Origin of the sequence: Brevibacterium sanguinis (genome assembly GCF_003315415.1) — a bacterium.
Classification (GTDB): Bacteria; Actinomycetota; Actinomycetes; order Actinomycetales; family Brevibacteriaceae; genus Brevibacterium; species Brevibacterium celere_A.
The window spans coordinates 19279-39757 of the sequence record NZ_QNSB01000001.1 but is presented as its reverse complement, the minus strand read 5'-3'; the positions used below and the strand labels follow the sequence as shown (position 1 = coordinate 39757).

The following is a 20479-nucleotide window of genomic DNA, read 5'->3' as shown; positions in this document are numbered from 1 at the left end:
GCGCCGGACCCACGATTCCTAGGCTGTTCGACATGGAGAAGGGACAGCAATCATGATCAGATTCGAATCACTCACCAAGGTCTATGGCGAGAAACGCGCCGTCGACGACATCTCCGTGACGATCCGGTCCGGGCGGGTGACGGGATTCCTCGGCCCCAACGGCGCCGGGAAGTCGACGACGATGCGGATGCTGCTCGGCCTCGACCGACCGACCGCGGGCACCGCCGTCATCGGCGGTCGCCGCTATGCCGAACTCGACCATCCTCTGCGCACCGTCGGTGCGCTCCTGGAACCGCGCACGGGTCATCCCGGTCAATCCGCGCGCAGCCATCTGCTCGGCATGGCCCGCAGCAACGGCATCGGCACCCACCGCGTCGACGAGGCGCTGGCCACTGTCGGCCTCGACGATGTGGCGCGGTCCCGGATCGGCACGTTCTCGCTCGGGATGCGGCAGAGGCTCGGCATCGCCTCGGCGCTCGTCGGCGATCCCGAGGTGCTCGTCTTCGACGAACCGGTCAACGGCCTCGACCCCGAGGGAGTCAGCTGGATCCGTCGGCTGATGCGGTCGCTGGCGGCGGAGGGACGCACCGTGTTCGTCTCCAGCCACCTGCTCAGCGAGATGGCGGACACTGCCGATCACCTGGTGATCATCGCCCGCGGTCGCCTCGTCGCCGATGCTCCGCTGCGCGAGCTGCTCGATGTCACCCGCACCGCCCGCGTCCGCACCCCGGAGGCGTCAGCCCTGGCCGTCGTGCTTGCGAACGCCGGCCTTGAGGTCGATGCCGACGGTGATGGGCTGCAGGTGAGCGGGGATGGCATCGAGATGATCGGGGCTCTCGCCCATGCGCATCGGCTCCGGATCGACGAGCTCTCCTTCACCGGGTCCTCGCTCGAGGATGTCTATGCGCGCCTGACAGCAGGGGCGACCGACTATCAGGCGCTCTCCCCCGCGACGCCCACTCAGACGCCCGATACGACGCCCACTCGAACGTCAACCGCCGGGCAGGACCCGGCCCAACTCCACCCGGAGGAATCACGATGACCACCGCAACCCCGCAGAACCCGGTCCCGAACGGCACGACCGAGCACGCCCCGCAGAACCCGACCGCGAAACACGCTCCCCGGCGCGGCTCGACCCGGCAGGCCCTGTCCGGGCCCCACGCCCGACGAGCACCGCACAGTCCGCGTCTGAGCAGTTGGACCGGTGCGATCGCCTTCGAGTGGACGAAGCTCGTCAGCGTCCGCTCCACATGGTGGATCCTCGTCAGCGCCGTCATCTGCACGATCGCGGGCAGCTGGCTGCTCGGCGCTTCGGCGCTCGCGAGCGGACTCAACGGCTTCGACACGGCCATGCCCGCTCCGCAGATCGTCGTACAGACGATGCTCATCGTCGAGATGGCTGTGGTCCTCCTCGGGACCTTCGCGATCACGAGCGAATACTCGACGGGCTCGATCATGACCACGCTCCAGAGCGTCCCCCGCCGGTTCCAGGTCCTGGTCGGAAAGACTGTGGTGCTGGTGCTCATCGGGATCGTCGCCGGTGCCGCTCTCATCCTCATCGGAACCCCGATCGCCGCCGGGGCGGCTGCGGAGTTCGGACGTTTCGAGTTCTCCGACCTCGTTCGGGCGATGATCGGCACCGGAGTCGGCCTGGCACTGCTGAGCATCGTCGTCCTCGGGCTCGGCGCCGCTCTGCGCAGCGCGGCCTTCACCATCATCACCGCCCTGGCATTGCTTCATGTCGTGCCCAACATCCTGCCGCTCTTCGGCGTCGAGGCGATCGGCGACCTGGTGCGGTTCCTGCCGAATCAGGCGATCTCGGTTCTCGCGGTCGAGACGACGCAGCCGTACACCTGGCCGGTCGCCCTGGCGGTGCTCGCGGGTTGGGCCGGTGCCGGGCTGCTCGTCGGATACACGGTGCTGCGCACCCGGGATGCATGAGGGCTGATCAACCTCACCCGGGAGGCGAGAGCGTTCGTCGGTCAGGTCACCCGGGATGTGTGAGGGCTGAGGGCCGTGCCAGCCGGGAGGCCCCGCGGAGTGTCCTACCGTCCCTCGTTTACACCGAGGCAAGGAACGCCTGAACCCGCTCCATCAGCAGCGTCGACGCCTCGGGGTCGTAGTCGTCGAGGGACGAGTCGGTGAACAGATGCTCGTCGCCTGGATAGATGAACAGCTCGGCAGCATCCTCTGCCGCCGCGAGCTCCCGCGCGGCGGGCAGATCCTCGTCGAAGTACTCGTCACCCTCCTTGCCGTGGATCTGCACAGGCAGTCCTGCCGGCCATGCCTCCCCGAACTCGGTGACCGGCAGGCAGGAATGGAGGAGCAGTGCTCCCCGAGCACCGGGCCGGGTCTGGGCAAGACGCTGGGTGATCATCACGCCGAAGGAGAATCCGGCGTAGACGAGTTCGGCGGGGAGGTCGTCGGCCACGGCTGCTCCGCGTTCCCTGATGTCGACGAAGCCCACGCTCTCGACGAACTCGAAGCCCTCGGCGATGCTGGCGAAAGTGCGGCCGTCGAAGAGATCGGGGGTGTGGACAGTATGGCCGGCGTGTCTCAGTTCGTCTGCGAAGCTCTGGACTCCGGCGGTCAGGCCTTGCACGTGGTGGTAGAGCAGGATTTCAGCCATATCGGGGGCTCCTCGTCAGGGTGGGGCGGGTCATTGTCAGTACGGAGCGGGTCGCCGTCAGAATGGAGGCGGGTCGCCGTCGAATCGGTGTTCCCAATCGATGATCCTCGCGGCGTTCGACTCGGGTCCGGCCCTCTTCAGCCGTTCCCAGTCCGCGAGGATCTGCTCACGTCGATTGCGCATCATCACGGGGATCTTGACCGAGTAGTCTCTCGAGATCGCCTTCTTGCATTCGAGGATGACGGGGTCGTACTCCACGATCTCGGCACCCTCGATCATCGTGCTGAATATGTCATCGGCGGATTCGGTTCGCGCGCCTCCCGGCAATGGAGCTTCCACACGAGGGCGCGGTTCAGCGGCTGCTCTGGTTGCCGGAGCAGGCTGTGGTGGCGCGTTCGGCACTTGTCCGTTCCGCCCGTCTCCCGCATCCGGGTCGCAGCCCGCTTGCCCTGCCGACATGGAACTCCTCGATTTCTCTGCCGACGAACGGCGCTGTCGCTCGACATAGGCAGCGGCGGCGTTGGCGGCAATCGTGCGAATCCCTGATGCCGCCATCCTCCCCCAGTCGGTGAGGCTGTCGGGTCCGAGCGCGCAGTACTCCCCGGTCGGCCCCGAAACGGAACGGGCACCGGCATACTTCTCCCCTTCCGCACTGATGTCTCGGCCTTTGGCCGTGGACATCTCCGGCGCGGACCCAGCACCGATGGCACCGAAGGCAGACGTGTCCCCTGAACCGCCCGGCACCCGTCTCTCGGAGCCCTCGGTCTGAGTCCCCTGTGGTGCTGCCGAGCCCTGGCCGTCCATGGGCTCGGCGTCCGAGTACGGCGGGGGTCGTGTCCAATCGACCTGAGCCGGGAAGCGATCCATCGTCCACCATTCCAGCGCGTGAGCCGTGTCGATCGGGGCGTCCGGAGCATGCACCGAAGTGCGCACGCCCTGCCGGAAGCTGTATTCGACCAGCCCGGACTTCGGCATTCGCACGTCGAACACCCGCCCGGTCTTCAGCCCGTGGTGCACCGGGCAGAGAGGGTGAAGGTTCCCGAATCGAGTGAGTCCTCCCTGGTCAGGGTGGTCATGGTCGAAGGGGATGACGTGGTCGAGTTCGGAGCGGACTGCCTCCCGGGTGCACCCGGGTGCGGTGCACAGGGCCCATTGCGAGGTCACAGTGGTGCGGACGTCGCGCGGGATCCGATAGGCGGTCGCCCGCGCATCCAAGGGGGTCCCGGTCGCGGGATCCGTGAGCACCCGGTAGAGCGTCGGACAGCTGCCGGCCAGCCTCCTGGCCGTCTCGGCAGGGATCGGGGAACCGTCCGGAAGCTGTCCGGGCAGCAGCGACTGACCGAAGGCCGTGAGGAAGGGAACGGTGGCGATGAGGGCGGCCTGACTGCTCAACCACCATTGAGCGGTCGGCAGAACCAGGAGCATCTCCCTGCTGATGACCTCCGGTTCACCGACCGGGCCGCCGAAGCTGTGGTCACGCTGATCCCGCGTCCGAGCCGATGAGGCAGAGCACCGACTGTCGACGACGAGTGACGGTGTGACTCCTCCGATCGGAGCAGGGTCGCCGACCGGAGCCGGTCCCGTGGCCTCCGGGCGGAAGGGCTCATCGTGGACCAGCGGAGTTCCGCTGACCGGATCGATGCTCGTGATCCGCGTGGTCAAGGTGGGAACCGTGCGGGTGAGAATATCGAACGCCAGAGCATCGACGCCGCGTCCGTCATCGATCATCGTTCCCTTCGGCAGTCCGAACGCACTGACCTGATTGGAATGGACTGCCCTCGCCATTCCCATGACTCGCTGGTAGCACGCATTGATGTCGAGCGTGGGTCCCGAGATGATGAGCGCCGATGACCCATCACCGTGATTGTCCACTTCGACCCGGCGCCGCTCGGCGGCTTCCCGATAGCGCTCCTCTGGCGGCTCCAGCACGCTGATCCTCTGGACCAATGTCCGCCTGAGCGTCTCACAGGTGACATCGGCACGACGTCGGGCAAGGTAAGCATCGAGCTGAGGGAGATGCCTCATCGGCACGGACAGGCACAGACTGGTGACGACCTCGGAATGCGCGGCGGTGAACTCGCCGTCGGCGATTCGGGAGTGGAACCGCGGCAGTCCCTGGGAGAGGGTCACCGCCATCGCCACGGTCCGCAGCGTCCGTCCGGTCGGTGACCCGCAGATCGCGGAGATCTGGATGATGTCGTCCTTCGACAGGTGTTCGCGGGTCCAGGCGGCCAGCGAGGTGTCCGGGTCGAACCCGGGAAAGTCCGGCAGGGGTTCTTCCACCGGTGGGAGGCCGAAAACGGATCCTGGAGCGGAGGCACTCACTGTGCTCGTCGACGGAGCAGACGCCTTCCCGCCTGGAGAAGAGGTCGTCCCAGCCTGGAGTCCCCACGGACCGGCTGCGGCACGCCCGTCGCCGGCTCGGTGCCGTTCGACGCTCTCGGCGATCGTCGCCGTCTCGCCTCGGCGAGCGACGAGGAACACATAGTCGGTGAGAGCGGAGACCAGGGACAGATGGGCCCGGGTGCAGGATTCGGCTGCGGAGGCGACCCCGCGCAGAAGTGAGGAGTCAGCAAGGATGACACGTGGACGTCGCGCACCCGCTCGAACGGGCGTCGCCGCCACGTCGGCGGTCGTCTCGTCCGCGCCGGGCGTCTCCGGCTTCTCCACTGTCTCTCACCACCCCTCATCCTTGAGGTTGTCACTGGGCTGCCTCTGTCCTCTCATGCTTCCACACGGTCCTGACACGAGACGCGGATCGAGCGGCGGGACCCGCAGTCACTCGGCGGGCAGGCGTCCGATGAGGTCCTCGCGAGTGTGCGGCCAGTCCTCGGCGAGGATCTCCCGAGCGGTATCGAGGCCCTCGCCGAGGTTGACGAGCAGAACGCCCTGCACCCGGTCGTTCTCGCCGAGGTAGTACACCGTCCCCTTCGACTGCGGTTCCTGCCAGTCCTCGATCGTGGACAGCCCGGAGTCGAGCGTGCCCACCGCCTCGTAGCCGAAGTCGAAGACGTTCGTGTAGAAGTAGGGCGTGTGGGTGTAGGTCTCGTCGCTGCCGGCCATGATCCGGCCGACGACGGCTCCCATGTTCCTGGCATTGTCGACGTGCTCGACCCGCTGTCGCCCGAGGATCCTGTCCGGGTAGGACGCGACGTCGCCGGCGGCGAAGACATCGGGCCGGGAGGTACGGAGGGACTCGTCGACGACGATGCCGTCGTCCGTGTCGATGCCTGCCACCTCGGCGAGGTGGGTCAGGGGGTCGAGGCCGAGGCCGAGGACCGCCGCGTCGAAGGTCCTTGTGGTTCCCCCGCAGTCGAGCTCGACCGTCTCCCCGTCGACGCGCCCGCCTGAGACCTTCGTCCCGCCGATCAGGGTCACTCCCCGATCCTCGTAGAGTTCGTGGAAGCTCTCGGCGAGATCGGGCGGGAACACGGATCCGCCGAGAGTGTCGTCGGGGAACAGCAGCGTCGTCCGGGTCGAGTTCTGGGCGAGGGCGGCAGCCAGCTCGGTGCCGATGAATCCGCCGCCGACCACGGCGACATCGAGGTCGCGGCCGGAGAGCTCGGTCAGCCGCCGGTAGTCGGCGAAGGTGCGGAAGACGATGACCCGGTCGCCCTCCTCGAGGTCGAGGGACTTCGGCTCACCGCCGGTCGCGAGGAGCAGCTTCTCGAACGCGAACGTGCCGGCGGTGGTCTCCACGGTCTTCGCCTCGGCGTCGACCGCGGTCGCCTCGGTGGTCAGGTGGATCGTCGCACCCGTGTCCTCGCGGGTGTTCATGTAGTTGTCCTCCGGAGTGAAGTCGGGGTCCGTCCACAGCTTCTTGCTCAGCGCCGGTCGCGTGTAGGGCTCATCGACGTCGTCGCTGATGATAACGATGCCCCCGTCCTCGTCGCGCTCCCGGATCCCCCGGGCAGCCGCGTCCGCGACCATGCCTCCGCCGATGATGAGGTAGCGAGTCGTCTGCATTGTCATTGCTCCTTTCCTCTGAAGGTCGACCTCTGCTTGATGAACTTGTGGTTGGTCGACTCCTGAATGGCGTACGCGATGAATCAGCCCGGGCCGGAGCCGGCCGGCAGGACTCAGATCGTCGCGACCGAACCGGCGTCGACGCGGTAGTTCGATCCGTTGACGAAGCTCGCCGCGTCCGAGCAGAGGAAGGCGATGACCCGCGCGACCTCCTCCGCTCTGCCGCGACGACCGAGTTCGATGAATGGGCGCTCGGTCTCGAGGAACGTGCGGATCGCCTCGTCGAACGGGATGCCCAGGGATTCGGAGCGCCTGCGCATCATCTCATCGGTCATCGGTGTCTCGATGAAGGCCGGGGAGACGGTGTTGACGAGCACCCCCTCCGAGGCGTACGTCCGGGACAGGCCCTTCGCCAGGGCGAGCAGGCCGGCTTTCGCGGCGCAGTAGGGCAGTTCGTCGTCATAGGGCTGGACGGCGTCCTCCGAGGAGATGAAGACGATCCGTCCCCAGCCGCCGCGACGCAGACCGGGCAGGAACGCGCGGGTGATGCGGACGGGACCCATGAGGTCGACGTCGATCGTGTGGTCCCAGCCCTCCTGGCTGATCTCGTGGAACGGGCCACCGCTGCCGTGGATTCCTGCCGCGTTGACGAGGATGTCGAGGTCACCCACCGTTTCGTCGACTCGGGCCGCCAGGGCCGCGACCTCCTCGGCGTCGGTGATGTCGGCGGCGAAGCCATGCACCCGGCCCTCGAACGCCGACAGCTCGCCCACCGCGGCCCCGAGCGCTTCGGGGTCCCGGTCGGTGAGCACGACCTCGGCTCCCTCGTCGAGCAGCTGCCGCGCGGTGGCGAAGCCGATCCCGGAGTCGGCTCCGGTGACGAGGGCTCGGCGGTCGCGAATACCCAGATCCATGCTCGTTCCTCCCAGTCGTCTCGTGCCCGGACTGCCGAGGGGGAGATCTGCCCGCAGGCGGATACCGACCCTGACGCAGTCGGCGGGCGGTTCCTTGACCGGCACCTTAGCTGCTGGCGCTCGCCGAGGACAGGGCCCGCCGAGACTCAGAGAAATCGTCGGATGGGCGAGCGCGGCCGGATTCACCGCCGGATTCGCAGCCGGATTCGCGGATGGACGACCGCGGATCGGCAGGGGCGGACGGGCGATCCCGGACGGATCCACGGGTCCTTCCCGTGAGGCCACGCGGTCGGTTGACACTACATCGGTCAGACGGAATCGTGGAACGCACCTTTCGCCACAGCACGATTCGCCGGAGCAGAAGGAGAGAGACAATGAGAGCTCCATTCGACAGCACCGTGCCGTTCCTCCAGGAGGGGTACCCTTTCGTCTCGTCCCGCTGCGACGAACTCGGAACCGATCTGTTCACCAGCCGCCTGCTGCTGCGCCCCGTGACATTCCTCCGCGGCGCCGAGGCGGCCGCGATCTTCTACGGCGACGACCGATTCACCCGACAGGGGGCGATGCCGCCCACGGTCCAGCATCTGCTCCAGGACAAGGGCTCGGTCCAGGCACTCGACGGCGCCGCCCACCACGAGCGGAAGGAGCTCTTCCTCTCGCTCATGAGCCGGGAGGCGATGGACCGCCTCGGCGACATCTTCGACGAGGAATGGGACACGGTCCTCCACAGCCGGCCCGGGCCTCGTCGCATCGTCGTCCACGGGTTCGCCCGCGAGGTCCTCACTCGCTCCGTCTGCCGCTGGTCCGGCATTCCCCTGGAGATGACCGACGTGCCGCGGCTGCGCGACGACTTGGGCATGATGGTCGACAATGCCGGCCGCTTCGACCCGCGCAACCTCTACGCCCAGTGGCGGCGACGCGGGACGGAGAAGTGGGCGAAGGCCCTCATCGCCGAGACCCGCAGGGGCATCGTCGATCCACCACGGGGCAGCGCCCTGTCCGCCTTCGCCCGGCACCGCGAATCCGACGGCAGCCTCCTGTCTCCGGAGGTCGCGGCCGTCGAGCTCATCAACATACTCCGCCCCATGGTCGCTCTCGACCGGTTCATCGTCTTCGCCGCCACCGCCCTGCACACGTATCCGCAGTGGCGCGAGACCTTCGCGTCCGGCGACGAATCCGACCTCGAGCCGTTCGTCCAGGAGGTCCGCCGCTTCTACCCGTTCTTCCCCGTCGTGCCCGGCCGGGTCGTCACGGCGTTCGAATGGCGCGGACACGACTTCGCCCAGGGCGACTGGGTCATCCTCGACCTCTACGGGACCTGTCACGATCCCCGGATCTTCGAGGACCCCGACAGCTTCCACCCCGAGCGCTTCCGCGGCTTCCGCTGGGAGGAACAGCCCAACGGACTCATCGCGCAGGGAGCGGGGCGCCACCAGGAGAACCACCGCTGCCCGGGCGAGTGGAGCACCGTCGAACTGCTCAAGCGCTCGGTCCGCGCACTCGCCGCGGCCGACTTCGACGTCCCCGTACAGGACCTCACGATCCCGCTCGACCAGTTCCCGACCCTGCCGCGCAGCGGCTTCCTCGTCCACGCCGCCTGAATCGCGGGATTCGCCCTCAACCGCCGGCTCAGTCCGCGTCCGCCTGATCGATGAGGTGCTCGGCGATCGCCAGCGCCGAGGTGGCCCCCGGTGACGGGGCATTGCGGACGAACATCGTCGCCGGGGTGCGATCGATGACGAAGTCGTCGACGAGGGTGCCGTCCCTCTTCATCGCCTGGGCCCGGATCCCGCGAGTGGCACGGTGCCCGGAGACGCCGGCGAGCAGCGGCACGTACTTCGCGGCCTCCTCGACGAACCTTCGACTCGAGAGGACCCCGCCGATCTCCCTCCTCGCGGTCGCCATGTTCCCCGCCGCGAACCTCCAGAATCCCGGGTTCGCGGCGATCCGCAGGGAATCGGCGAGGTCGAACCCGAGCCCGTGGTAGCCCTCGCGGGAGAAGGAGAGGAACGCGTTCGGTCCGAGCATCACTCCCCCGTCGATCCGCCTGGTCACATGGACGCCGAGGAAGGGGTAGCGCGGGTCGGGCACGGGGTAGATGAGCCCGTTGACGACATCGTCGTACTCGGGGGCGAGGATGAAGTACTGGCCGAAGAACGGCACCACCGAGGGGTCACGGCTCTCCCCTGAGCGCGTGGCCAGACGGTCCGACTGCAGGCCCGCGCACACGATGACTTGGTCGTAGTCCTGGGAGTCGATGTGCGTGTGGACGATCGCTCTTCGCCGCTGCTCCTCGACCCGGTCGACCGGGGTGGAGAAGCGGACCCGGCCACCGCCTCGGCGGAAGTCGGCGACGAGGGCCTCGGTCAGTCCGCGGTAGTCGATGATCCCGGTGTGCGGGGAGTGGAGGGCGGCGAGGCCGACGGCGTTGGGCTCGATCTCCCGCAGACCGTCGGCGTCGAGGAGGGAGACGTTGGGGACGCCGTTGGCCACGGCGCGCTCGTGGATCGCGTGCAACCGGTCGACCTCGATATCGTCGGTGGCGACGACGATCTTCCCGCACTCGTCGAAGGCCACGTCATGCTCGCGGGCGAAGTCGAGGAGGAGGGAGACACCTCGGCGGCAGAGCCGGGCCTTGAGGCTGCCGGGTTCGTAGTAGAGGCCCGCGTGGATGACCCCGGAGTTGTGCCCGGTCTGATGGGCGGCGGGTCCGTCCTCCTTCTCGTAGAGGGTCACCTCGGCGTCGTCGTGGCGCGACTGCAACCCGCGCGCGACCGCCGCACCGATGATCCCCGCGCCGATGACCGCGAATCTCTTCCTCACATCGCACTCCTTCCGACCGAATCCGCTCCGATTCGCGTCTGCCTCTTCGGCACTCTATGCGGTCGCGCCGGGTCTCGCCACGACGTCTCGCCCAGGTGCACCGAGCGGGCGGATGGGTGGTGCGGGTGGGCTCTGCGCTCACCGCCGCCGAGGCCGTCCCACCGCATCCCGACACGCAGTTCTTACCCGCTGATCAGCGACAATGTCAGCGGTCCCGCGGAGCGGCAGGGCTGTCGATCCGTTCGGCACCGATAGGATGGGAGTCCGCGACCGTCTGGGATTCCGCGATCGTCGAGTGCAGGGAGGAGCCGTCCATGGCCATCGAACAGAGCGCAGTCTTCATCGATGCCGGGTTCCTGCTCGCGGTCGGAGGCTCGCGGGTCTCGGGGACCTCGCTGCGCTCGGCGACCCTCGTCGACACCGAGACCCTGATCAGGGGCGTCGTCGACACCACCGTGGAGGACTCGGGCCTCGACGCCCTGCGGGTGTACTGGTACGACGCCTCCAAGGACGGCGTGTTCCACGAGGCGCACAAACGCATCGCTCTCATCGACGATGTCAAGGTCCGACTCGGACGGATCGGGGTCAACGGGACCCAGAAGGGCGTCGATCTGCGGATGGGGCTCGACCTCGTCGAGATCGCCCGCAACCGCGCCGCTCGGGTCGCGTACCTGCTCACCGGAGACGACGACCTCGCCGAGGCGGTCGAAGCCGCTCAGGACCTGGGCATGAAGGTCGTGCTCGTGGGCTTGGAGAACCAGGACCACTACCTCCGCGTCACCTCGGTCGCCGAGCATCTGGCCATGCAGGTCGACCGCATCATCACCCTGCCCAATGAGCTCATCACCAAGTGCTTCACTCCCCGTACCCGCCCGAAGCCGATGCAGGACGGGACTGGCCCAGCCGACTCTCCGACAGACACGACCACGGCCCCAGGTCCGGGGCAGACAGCGCGTGCCGCGCCCGGAGCCGCACCCCCACCGACGCCGCCCGCACACCCGATTCCGACGCCCCTGACGATCCGGATGAATGGTCTGGGACGACCGCATTCGGAACCCGCCGAGGCGGTGGCGCGGGCGTCGAAGCCCTCGACCCATCCGCCGATGCCGGCCCCGGCAGGTCCCGGCGGAACGGAGCACCCCGGAGTCGCCGAGGTGCAGCGCCTCCTCGAGGTTGCCGCCGGGGTCGGTCGCAGTGTCGCCGAGAGCTGGTACGACACGTGCACCCAGTCGGAGCTCGAGGACGTCCTCACCGACAGACCCAATCTGCCCATCCACATCGACGCGACCCTGCTGCGCGACTGCGCGTCGAAGATCGGCGAGTACGACACCGACCGACAGAGCGTCCGGCAGCGGCTGAGAACGGCCTTCTGGGAGCAGATCGACCTCATTCACTGAATCGTTACCGAATTTACGCAAGATCCGAGACAATTCGGCAATGTCGTCGATAGTGAACGTCGAATGAATTCCCGTCATCAATAAAACCACCGGTCCGAGGTAATTCAAGTTTCAAGCAATCGCCGTGGCGAGATCACCACAAGGCTGGTTGCCGTTGAGACCGCGGACAGCTCCCGTGAACTCGCGCCAGGAGGGGGCCGGGACCCGCTCGCGTCCTCCTCGACCGAGGAAGAGACTACATCCGCGAATCGGAACCGCGTCGATTCCGAACTTCACCCACGGCAAAACACGGCGAGATTACCTCCGGGTAACTGTAACGGGACTGTAACAGTTTCCGTTATATGACGATGACGTAGGCGTGACTCGGCCATGAGTCGGTACCGTTGTGAGGGATCTACCAGGAGACTGCCCGTTTCCGTCAAGGTTCGAGTCGAGGATCACGTGAGGACAGTCGTCCTTCAGCTCGTTTCGAATGAGGAGATCGTCCAGTTTCAAACGATGTGGAGGAACATGAAGATGCTCCCTGGCCGGCTCAAGCCCGGCCGTAAGACAGCAGTGGGTGCGGTAGCCGCCGCCACCGCACTGGGTCTCACCGTGATGACGACATCACCAGGTGCGGCCGATACCCAGAACCCCGACGAGCAGGCTGAAGCGCTCGGTCAGCTCATCGAGAGCGAAGCCCTCGATGCCCAGCTCCTCGACGCAGCCGGCGCCTACAGCAGCTTCCCCTCGAGCTCCGCTGCCGATACGACTCCGCTCAACGCGGAGGCCCTCGGAGCCCTCGGTCTCGATCTCGGCGGAGGCGTCTCGCTGCCGCTGATCAGCAGCCCGGGTGGAGCAGGTCTCCTCGACCTCGGTGAGGCCGGAGCACTCAACGCCTTCGGTCATGCTCCTGCCGCCAACAGCGCCAAGGCCAGCGCGGGCGCCGTCGGTGAAGACGGTGCGCTCAACGTCGACGCCATCAACAACGGTGACTTCGGCAATGCCAAGGTCAACCTGACCGACGTCCTCGACCAGGCCGGGCTCGCCGGTGTCACTGACGGGCTCGTCGACGAGCTCTCCCTCGAGCTCGGCGCGATCGCCTCGACCGCTGATTCCAATGGCGAAGCGAACAACTCGCAGTACGTCGTCGCCGACGGAATCCTCACCGTCTCGAGCCCCGCGGTCAGCGATCTGTCTGCGCAGCTCGACGACCTGGTCGACACGACCGGTGCGACTCTTGAAGAGGCCATCGGCACCGAAGGTCTCGCGGCGGCTCTTGCTGCTGTCGGCGTCAACGCCACAATTCCTGGCGTTGCAAGCGTCAGTGTCGGCGGTGCGGACGCGACAATCAGTGTCGAGGTTCGCGATGCACTCAACGGAGTCGTCGAAGACGTCATCAACGAACAGCTCGGAGCAGCGGGCAGCCCCGTCCAGATCAACATCGGAAACGGTGACATCACCATCGATCTGGCCAAGATCGTCAAGGGTGATGCGGCTGAGGACCTCAACGGCCTCGACCCCAACACCCAGGTGCTGACTGCTGACACGATCTCTTCGATCACCACCGGCGTCTCGGACGCTCTGGGTGAGCTGGGCGGCAAGCTCAACACCGCTTTGACCAACGCTCTGAACGACGTCCACGTCATCATCGAGCTGCCTGCAAGCATCGAGGCGCTGAGCGGCATCGCTTCGGCGGACGGCACCGTTACCGTGGATGCCACTCTGGGCCAGCTGGCGGGCACCGACACCACCGATCCGACGGTGACAACTGATCTCACACTCAACATTCTTGGTGTGCCGGTTCCGGTCGGCGACATCCTCGATGCCGTCACCGGACCCGTCATCGACGCCGTTCTCGGCATCACCGAGCCGCTCATCGGTGGAATCCTCACCTCGACCGCGGATGAGATCTCGGGCTCCGTCACCGGTATCGTCGACCCCGTCCTCGACACCCTCGACCCGGTGTTCCAGGGCCTCAACCAGGTCGTCGATCTCACGATCAACGAGCAGCCGACCCTCAAGGACCCCGCTCAGGAGAGCGAAGTCAAGGGCAACGGCACCAACGGTGACGGGTTCACCGTCAACGCCGTGAGCCTCGAACTGCTTCCTGCGCTCCAGGCCGTCGATGTCAATCTGGCGTCGTCCTCGGTGCGCGCGAATGCAGAAGCCGTCGTGCCTGACCCGGATGCGAACACCAACGCCGCGGCTTCGGCCGCAGCATCGGCCTCCGCTGATGGTGACAACGACCCCGCCGCGCAGGTAGCAGCCCAGGCTGCCGCCAACGAAGACGCCACCACCACCGCATCGGCAGCAGCCGACCCGAACGCGGAAGCAGCCGCACAGTCGGCCGCCAACGAGACCGCGTCGACCGACACCACGGCCGACGCGACCACCGAGGTGAACGCCGCAGCGACCGCAGCGTCTGATCCCGCGGCTCAGGCCGACAACACGGACTCGACGAACGCTGACACCTCCGCAGCAGCGGACGCCAGCCCGAACGCCGCTTCGGCCGCTCAGGCTGCGTCGATCGCCGATTCGTCGAACGATGCCTCGGTCGAGGCGGCAGCGAATGCTGACGCCACTGCCGATCCGGGCGCCGCTACGACCGCAGACGCCGATGTGAACGTCAACGCCGCAGCTTCGGCTTCGGCATCGGCGACCGCAGATGGTGACAACAACCCGGCCGCCCAGGTTGCCGCTCAGGCAGCAGCCAACGCCGACGCCACGACAGCGGCATCCGCAGCAGCCGACCCGAACGCTGAGGCCGCAGCCGCGACCGCAGCGAACGAGACCGCTTCTGCAGACACCTCGGTGGACGCCACCTCGGATCCGAACGCCTCGGCGAACCAGGCAGCGAATGCAGCGGCTCTGGCCGACAACACGAGCTCGACCAACGCCGACACCACGGCCGCCGCTGACGCCGATCCGGCAGCAGCAGCCTCGGTTGCAGCGACCGCCACCTCGTCGGACAACGCATCGGCTGAGGCCGCTGCCAACGCCGATGACTCGGCCGTCGCCGACGCTTCGCAGGACACGGCAGCGAATGTGAACGCCTCGGCGTCCGCCTCCGCTTCCGCCAACGCGGACAACAACGACAACGCCGTTGCTCAGGCAGCAGCGCAGGCCGCGGCTGACGAAGATGCGAACACCACCGCATCGGCAGCAGCCGACCCGGCCGCAGAGGCAGCAGCTCAGTCGGCAGCGAACGAGACCGCCACGGCGGAAGCCTCGACCGACGCCACGACTGAGACCAACGCTTCGTCGCAGGCAGCTGCGGTCGCAGCCGCCAACGCGAACGATGAGGACTCCGCGAACGCCGACACCACCGCAGCCGCTGACGCCAACCCGGCAGCAGCAGCCTCGGTCGCGGCCAACGCCACCTCGTCGGACAACGCATCGGCCGAAGCAGCAACCGCTGCCGACGCTGACGCCGATCCGGGTGCCGCAGCCACCGCCGACCCGGGCGCCGCAGCTGAGACCGACGCTGACCCGAACGCAGAGGCTTCTGCCGCTGATGACGCCAACGAAGCCAACGCTTCCTCGGCTGATGACGCGGATCAGGCTTCGGCTTCGACCAACGCCGGTGCGTCTGCAAGCGCCTCGGCCGGGTCGAACGCTTCGGCCGGCTCCGGCTCGAACGCCTCGGCAAGCAGCAACGGTGGCGGCGACCTGCCTCGCACCGGTGTCGACGGAACCCTGGCGCTGAGCGGCCTCGCGGCTCTGCTCCTCGCCGGTGGTGCCGCAGCGATCCTGGTGACTCGCCGCAACCGCACCAAGATCTGAATCAGTTCCGACTGACTCAGTGATCTGAATCGCCAACGGCGGGGTCGAATCGAAAGATTCGGCCCCGCCGTTCGCCATTCACTCCTCGGCGTCCGGGTCGCTGTGCGCACAGATCGCATTCCGACCATTCAGCGCCACAACCTCCCGTTGCACGGGGAGGTTGTCCGGCGAACTGCAGGCGGCGCGGATCAGACGCTGCTGCCAGCGGTTGGGGGCTCCGGCAGCCGTAGGGCAGCCGCTGCCGCTGTTCGCGGCTCGAACCCTTGTCACCAGGGACGGCTCAGGCTACGGTCGGTTTAAGCACTGGACGACAGAATGAGGTGAGTCCGATGTCCGGAGTCAATGAAGACCACTACCAGCCCTCCACCCATCCCGGCGACATCATCGAGGTGTGGGACGAAGAGCAGGGGAAGATGGTCAGGCACAGGATCATCCTCGACGAGTTCGGCAACGGCACCAAGACGGTCCCCGTCGACGACGCCGAAGAGTAGGCCCGGAAACTTCACTCGTCTGCTGGTGGTCCGTTCCGTGACCATCGACCAGGACCCCACTCCGTCCACGGCGAGACCGGCAGCTGCGCATCTCGTCGGCGGATCAAGCGCGCACCCGGGCTCCGCGGGGAGCTGAAGAACCCGACGATGAGCACCACGACGATGCCGACAGCGGCCCCCAGCAGCGTCTCGAGCCCACGGTCGACGATGAGAGCAGAACGGGGAATGGGATTGGCCAGCTGGGTCATGAGCAGGATCAGCGGAGTGAAGAACGTCAATGCGTATCCGTAGTTGCGGGGCATGAAGTACTCGGTGGGGAACTGCAGTGCGATCACCGCGACCGCCAGGACCAGCGGCCCGGGGTCGAACAGCAGGATGAGGCCGGTGAGGAGCAGACCGGAGAACGTGCCGAGCACCCGGTGCACTCCGCGCGAGATCCGGCCCGGAAGGTCGGCCGCCGCCAGCGGAACGGCGGCCGAGGCCATCGCCCAGTAGGCATGCTCCCCGATGAGGAGCTCGCCGAGGAGGCCGCCGGTCCCGACAGCCACCGCGTAGGTCATGGCGTGGCGGATGATGCCGGCGGCACGCGGGCCGCGGAGGTCGACGATGTCGCGCTTGGCACCGGCGGTCCATTCGCGGCTGCGGAACCAGCCGAGGAACCCGACCGCGATGGCGAACGCGGCGGCGGTGACACTGACGGTCAGCGGGACCCATATCGGCCCCGACGGCGGGACGGAGGCGCACGCCCCAAGGGCGAAGATCCCGAAGAATGGGCCGCCCGGTCGCAGCGTCGCCCGATCGGCGAGCACCGACCCGGCCGCGGCGAAGAGGGCTTCGATGGCGATGAGGGCCCAGACGGACGTCTCGAGCCAGGACAGCAGCACGCCCCCGCCGACGCCGGCGAGCAGCAGAAACGCGGCCTGCATCTGGTGGATGACGCGCAGCTGGTGAGGTTCCCCGCGACCGTACATTCCACAGAACGCGCCGAATACCGCGTAGATGATGAGTTCCGGATAGCCGATGACGAGGAGTGCCAGGGACGGCGCCGCCACGGCGATCCCGACCCGCAGGGGTGCCCGCCGGTCGGCATCCGGCGGCCCCATCGCCAAAGTGCCGCGAAAGTACTCGATGATCCTCCGCATCAGGACGGGGTCACCAGAATGCGCGGGTGGTCTCGGTCGGCCCGTCCACCTCGGTGAAGCCGGCGTCGACGACTCTGACCGGGCGGACGTTCGCCGCCCACTCCTCCCGCGACGGCCGCACGACGCGAAGGGCGAAGCCCGATTCCCGCCACCGCTGTCGCGACTCGGCGGGCATCTGCTCGTAGGCGAGCTGGGCCGCATGACCGCACTGCGCGGCCGCCTTCCCCGACGTCAGCGACACGAGCGGGGTGATCTCGATGGTGACGACCGCCTCGGCGGCGGGCACAGCACTCTCGCCGTCGTCGGGGAACTCCGTGCCTCCCACCTGGAGCTTCGCGAGCTCCTTCGGCAGGGGTTTGACGGGCCCGGGCGGGAAGACGAGCACCTCGGCAGGAGCGAACCCATCGGAGCCGCCGTGGATGACGCTGACACAGCCCAGGGCCTTCGCCTCCTCGAACTTCCGGCCGTCGCCTCGGCGGACGACCTTGCGGATCGCCCCGTCGCGCCAGTGCTCGACAGCCTCATGCCATTGGCCGCGGGGATGGGACCTGGGGTCGTCGAGGAAGGTGACCACGGCGCGTGCGGTCGCCTCGAGCACGTCGATGTGCCGGGACGGGTGGGCCTTGGAGCGGCGGACGACGATCGGCAGCGACCAGGGGATCTCGTGGTCGTGCTCGTGCCTGCGCATCCGTTCGACCGTGCCCGGTCCCGCTTCTTCCGTGCCCGGTCCCGCGTCTCCCGGGTGCTGTCCGTCACTCATCGGCGCGCTCCCCACGCGGTCCTCCCTCGGTCATCCGACGTCCTCCCCGGCGAGCGCGGCGAGGAGATCCTTGGCGCGGGTGTCGACGTCGTCGCTGAGCATCTCGTTGGTGAGGAACGAGAATCCCAGCCCCACGTCGGGCCACGCGCCGTGAAGACTTCCTCCGGCGCCCGAGTGGCCGAACGCGCTGCTCACAGGTCCGTAGGTGCCCTTCGCATCGGCGAGTTCGAATCCCAGTCCGAAGCGCAGCCCACGGTCGTTGAGGCAGTCGGTTCCCTCCGACCAGGTGCGCACGGCCTGCTCGAGCGCCTCGGGGTCGATGATCGATCCGCCGGGACGATCGGGATCCACGAGCAGCGAGTAGAGCCTCGCGAGCGAATCGGCGGTGCCGATCCCGCCGCCGGCTGCAAGCTCGGCGGCGTGGAACTCCCGGGAGTTCATCGGGAGGCTCGGCGACAGGAGCGAGGCGTACATCCGGTCGATGACGGCGCGGCGTTCCGGGTCCCTGACCTCTGGGGCGACGGAGTAGCCGGGCATCTGGATGATCGGGGCGACGCGGTCCTCGTCGGCGGCGGGCAGTCCCAGGTGGAGGTCGAGGCCGAGGGGTTCGACGAGGTCCTCGCGCAGCCATCGGGCCACGGTGCGGCCAGTGGTGCGGAGGATGATCTCGGACATGAGGTATCCGTAGGTCACGCCGTGGTAGGCGATCTTCGTGCCCGGCTCCCACAGGGGCCGCTGTCCGGCGAGGATGGCTGCCATCCTCCGCGAGTCGAGGAACGCCCACTTCGCCTCCCCCTCCTGCGGTCGCCCGTCGGCGTCGAGGGAGGGGTCCGGATCGACGTAGGGCAGCCCGACGGTGTGGTCGAGCACATGCGCCACCGTCGCGGTGTCCTTGCCCGCGGCGGCGAACTCCGGCCAGTACTCGCACACGGGGGCGTCGACGTCGAGGAGGCCCTCGCCCGCCGCCTTCGCCGCGATCATCGCGACGAGCCCCTTGGTCCCGGAGAAGAACACCGTGAGCGTCCGCGGTCCCCAGGGCTTCGCCGAGGTGTCGCCTCGTCTGCCGGCGACGCCGGCACTGAGCTGGAGGACCGGTTCACCGGCGCGATACACGCTGAACTGCATCCCGCCGCAGCACCGAGCGGCGTGGCGGTCGAAGGTCTCGACCACGGCCTTGCGGACTCGCGCCGGCAGGGCCTCGGCGGCCGGGCCCTCGTTCGACATTGACAGCATTGCGTTCACTGACCTCCAAATCGCGCAACGATCGTTCGTGCGGCCTCCTCGACGACGCGTTCCGTCTCCCCCGCGCTCAGCGACCAGCCGCCGTGGATGAGCCGGGGCCAGAAGACGACGGTGGCGATCATGCCGAGGAACTGAGTGGCCGCGATGTCCAAGTCTCCCACCTGCGCACCGGTTCTCAGGCTCTCGGTCTCGAAATGTCGTCGCACGGCGGCGACCACCGACAGCGTGCCGAAGTCGAAGGTCCGTTCGCGCAGTTCGGGAAACCGCCCGGATTCCGCGATGAGAGTTCTCATCAGCGCCTCGACCCGGGGCCGGGTGAGCAGCTCGACATAGGACCTGCCCAGAGCGACGAGACCGGCGTGGAGGTCCCCCGGCGGCGGGACCGGGATCTCGCCGATCGCGGCTTCTCCCTCGGCGAGGACGGTGGCCTCGAAGAGCTCGGCCTTGGTCGGGAACTGCTTGAACAGAGTCGCCTTCGACACCCCCGCATCGGCCGCGACCTGTGCGAGGGAGGTCCGGTCATAGCCCGAGCCGAGGAACAGGGATGCCGCCGCGCGGAGGATCGCCGCCCGGTTGGAGGCGGCGATCCGGCGATGATAGGTCGAGAGCTCGCGGGCCATGTGTCCAAGTATCGCATGGAGGTGAGTCTATTGACTCACCACCCGAACCGGGGTAGCTTCAAAGAGGTGAGTCGATTGACTCACCTCAGAGCGCTAGGTGAAGGAGCCCGACATGGCCAAGCTCATCTACTCAATGATCACGTCGCTCGACGGGTACACGTCGACGCCGGACGGCGACATCGGCCGAGGAGCCGAGGATGAGGAGGTCCACACCTTCATCGGTGATCGGTTCCAGACCATCGGCACGTATCTCTACGGTCGGCGCATGTACGAGACGATGGTCTTCTGGGAGACCGTCGAAGCCGGGCCCGACGTCCCGCCCCACATCCTCGACTACGCGGAGGAATGGAGGGCCGCGGAGAAGGTCGTCTACTCGACGACGCTCGACTCCGTGTCGAGCGAGCGGACCCGCATCGAGAGGTCCTTCGACGCCGAGGCGGTGCGCCGTCTCAAGGAGTCCTCCCCGCACGACCTCTCCGTCGACGGTCCGACTCTCGCAGGGCAGGCGATCAGGGCGGGACTTGTCGACGACTACCACCTCTTCATCACCACGAGCGTGGTCGGAGGCGGCACCCGCTTCTTCCCGGACGGAGTCCGCCTCGACCTCGACCTCGTCGAGCAGCGGTCCTTCGGCAACGGCCTCATCCACGCCCACTACCGGATCCGATGACGGAGATTCGGCGAGGTGACGGCTGGCCGGAAGGTCGATCGTGCATGTGCGTGCCCGCGT

The 20479-nt window shown here is 67.7% G+C and carries 16 protein-coding genes; 7 read left to right on the top strand and 9 right to left on the bottom strand.

What is annotated here, in order from left to right:
- The first annotated feature begins 52 nt into the window (after nt 1-52).
- Together DFO65_RS00180 and DFO65_RS00175 are read left to right on the top strand one after the other, a co-directional pair.
- On the top strand, nt 53-1042 hold the full coding sequence (locus DFO65_RS00180; RefSeq protein WP_113902409.1) for an ABC transporter ATP-binding protein: 990 nt from the start codon (nt 53-55) through the stop codon (nt 1040-1042).
- Nucleotides 1039-1941: an ABC transporter gene (locus DFO65_RS00175; RefSeq protein WP_113902408.1), complete on the top strand. Its 903-nt coding sequence runs from the start codon at nt 1039-1041 to the stop codon at nt 1939-1941. The genes DFO65_RS00180 and DFO65_RS00175 overlap by 4 nt, the downstream gene beginning before the upstream one ends.
- A 118-nt stretch (nt 1942-2059) precedes the next feature.
- Here DFO65_RS00175 and DFO65_RS00170 read toward each other — a convergent pair whose 3' ends face one another.
- The 4 genes from DFO65_RS00170 to DFO65_RS00155 form a co-directional block, all read right to left on the bottom strand.
- Nucleotides 2060-2629, bottom strand: a complete 570-nt coding sequence (locus DFO65_RS00170; RefSeq protein WP_113902407.1) for a dienelactone hydrolase family protein — start codon at nt 2627-2629, stop codon at nt 2060-2062.
- Nucleotides 2630-2686: 57 nt separating this feature from the next.
- A complete protein-coding gene (locus tag DFO65_RS00165; RefSeq protein WP_147233185.1) occupies nt 2687-4912 on the bottom strand; it encodes an HNH endonuclease signature motif containing protein in 2226 nt (741 codons plus the stop codon).
- A 495-nt stretch (nt 4913-5407) separates the two neighbouring features.
- Nucleotides 5408-6601, bottom strand: a complete 1194-nt coding sequence (locus tag DFO65_RS00160; RefSeq protein ID WP_245940393.1) for an NAD(P)/FAD-dependent oxidoreductase — start codon at nt 6599-6601, stop codon at nt 5408-5410.
- Nucleotides 6602-6708: 107 nt separating this feature from the next.
- Nucleotides 6709-7509, bottom strand: coding sequence for an SDR family NAD(P)-dependent oxidoreductase (locus DFO65_RS00155; RefSeq protein ID WP_113902404.1), 801 nt, complete (start codon nt 7507-7509; stop codon nt 6709-6711).
- A gap of 374 nt (nt 7510-7883) precedes the next feature.
- Between DFO65_RS00155 and DFO65_RS00150 the strand changes: the two genes are divergently transcribed.
- A complete protein-coding gene (locus tag DFO65_RS00150) occupies nt 7884-9110 on the top strand; it encodes a cytochrome P450 (RefSeq protein ID WP_113902403.1) in 1227 nt (408 codons plus the stop codon).
- A gap of 28 nt (nt 9111-9138) precedes the next feature.
- Here the strand turns inward: DFO65_RS00150 and lhgO are convergent, their stop codons facing one another.
- Nucleotides 9139-10332 (bottom strand): L-2-hydroxyglutarate oxidase, encoded by a 1194-nt coding sequence (gene lhgO, locus DFO65_RS00145; protein WP_113902402.1) that lies wholly within the window; start codon nt 10330-10332, stop codon nt 9139-9141.
- 314 nt (nt 10333-10646) lie between these two features.
- On the opposite strand from lhgO, the gene DFO65_RS00140 reads away from it, so the two are divergent.
- From DFO65_RS00140 to DFO65_RS16990, 3 genes are all read left to right on the top strand, one after another.
- Entirely contained in the window at nt 10647-11729 is a 1083-nt protein-coding gene (locus DFO65_RS00140) for an NYN domain-containing protein (RefSeq protein ID WP_113902401.1), read from the top strand.
- Nucleotides 11730-12239: 510 nt separating this feature from the next.
- Complete coding sequence (locus tag DFO65_RS00135) at nt 12240-15494, top strand: choice-of-anchor G family protein (RefSeq protein ID WP_113902400.1); 3255 nt, start codon at nt 12240-12242, stop codon at nt 15492-15494.
- A 329-nt stretch (nt 15495-15823) separates the two neighbouring features.
- The gene (locus tag DFO65_RS16990; protein WP_181778552.1) at nt 15824-15985 is read left to right on the top strand and encodes a hypothetical protein; all 162 of its coding nucleotides are present in this window, start codon (nt 15824-15826) and stop codon (nt 15983-15985) included.
- Between the two features lie 11 nt (nt 15986-15996).
- Here the strand turns inward: DFO65_RS16990 and DFO65_RS00130 are convergent, their stop codons facing one another.
- The 4 genes from DFO65_RS00130 to DFO65_RS00115 are packed head-to-tail and all read right to left on the bottom strand — an operon-like array spanning nt 15997 to nt 19749.
- Complete coding sequence (locus DFO65_RS00130; RefSeq protein ID WP_113902399.1) at nt 15997-17127, bottom strand: FUSC family protein; 1131 nt, start codon at nt 17125-17127, stop codon at nt 15997-15999.
- Between the two features lie 10 nt (nt 17128-17137).
- Nucleotides 17138-17887: an aminoacyl-tRNA hydrolase gene (locus tag DFO65_RS00125; RefSeq protein ID WP_342766904.1), complete on the bottom strand. Its 750-nt coding sequence runs from the start codon at nt 17885-17887 to the stop codon at nt 17138-17140.
- Nucleotides 17888-17917: 30 nt separating this feature from the next.
- Entirely contained in the window at nt 17918-19111 is a 1194-nt protein-coding gene (locus DFO65_RS00120) for a serine hydrolase domain-containing protein (RefSeq protein ID WP_181778551.1), read from the bottom strand.
- A 14-nt stretch (nt 19112-19125) separates the two neighbouring features.
- Entirely contained in the window at nt 19126-19749 is a 624-nt protein-coding gene (locus tag DFO65_RS00115; RefSeq protein ID WP_113902397.1) for a TetR/AcrR family transcriptional regulator, read from the bottom strand.
- 112 nt (nt 19750-19861) lie between these two features.
- Here DFO65_RS00115 and DFO65_RS00110 point away from each other — a divergent pair, with 112 nt between their 5' ends.
- On the top strand, nt 19862-20419 hold the full coding sequence (locus DFO65_RS00110) for a dihydrofolate reductase family protein (RefSeq protein ID WP_113902396.1): 558 nt from the start codon (nt 19862-19864) through the stop codon (nt 20417-20419).
- Nucleotides 20420-20479 lie beyond the last annotated feature (60 nt).

Excerpts from the sequence above, each read along its gene's own strand:
- DFO65_RS00120 (WP_181778551.1), bottom strand. The coding sequence starts at position 19,111 with ATGTCGAACGAGGGCCCGGCCGCCGAGGCCCTGCCGGCGCGAGTCCGC.
- DFO65_RS00130 (WP_113902399.1), bottom strand. The coding sequence starts at position 17,127 with ATGCGGAGGATCATCGAGTACTTTCGCGGCACTTTGGCGATGGGGCCG.
- DFO65_RS00140 (WP_113902401.1), top strand. The coding sequence starts at position 10,647 with ATGGCCATCGAACAGAGCGCAGTCTTCATCGATGCCGGGTTCCTGCTC.
- DFO65_RS00150 (WP_113902403.1), top strand. The coding sequence starts at position 7,884 with ATGAGAGCTCCATTCGACAGCACCGTGCCGTTCCTCCAGGAGGGGTAC.
- DFO65_RS16990 (WP_181778552.1), top strand. The coding sequence starts at position 15,824 with ATGTCCGGAGTCAATGAAGACCACTACCAGCCCTCCACCCATCCCGGC.
- DFO65_RS00135 (WP_113902400.1), top strand. The coding sequence starts at position 12,240 with ATGAAGATGCTCCCTGGCCGGCTCAAGCCCGGCCGTAAGACAGCAGTG.
- DFO65_RS00180 (WP_113902409.1), top strand. The coding sequence starts at position 53 with ATGATCAGATTCGAATCACTCACCAAGGTCTATGGCGAGAAACGCGCC.
- DFO65_RS00115 (WP_113902397.1), bottom strand. The coding sequence starts at position 19,749 with ATGGCCCGCGAGCTCTCGACCTATCATCGCCGGATCGCCGCCTCCAAC.
- DFO65_RS00155 (WP_113902404.1), bottom strand. The coding sequence starts at position 7,509 with ATGGATCTGGGTATTCGCGACCGCCGAGCCCTCGTCACCGGAGCCGAC.
- DFO65_RS00160 (WP_245940393.1), bottom strand. The coding sequence starts at position 6,601 with ATGACAATGCAGACGACTCGCTACCTCATCATCGGCGGAGGCATGGTC.
- DFO65_RS00175 (WP_113902408.1), top strand. The coding sequence starts at position 1,039 with ATGACCACCGCAACCCCGCAGAACCCGGTCCCGAACGGCACGACCGAG.
- DFO65_RS00125 (WP_342766904.1), bottom strand. The coding sequence starts at position 17,887 with ATGAGTGACGGACAGCACCCGGGAGACGCGGGACCGGGCACGGAAGAA.
- DFO65_RS00110 (WP_113902396.1), top strand. The coding sequence starts at position 19,862 with ATGGCCAAGCTCATCTACTCAATGATCACGTCGCTCGACGGGTACACG.
- DFO65_RS00170 (WP_113902407.1), bottom strand. The coding sequence starts at position 2,629 with ATGGCTGAAATCCTGCTCTACCACCACGTGCAAGGCCTGACCGCCGGA.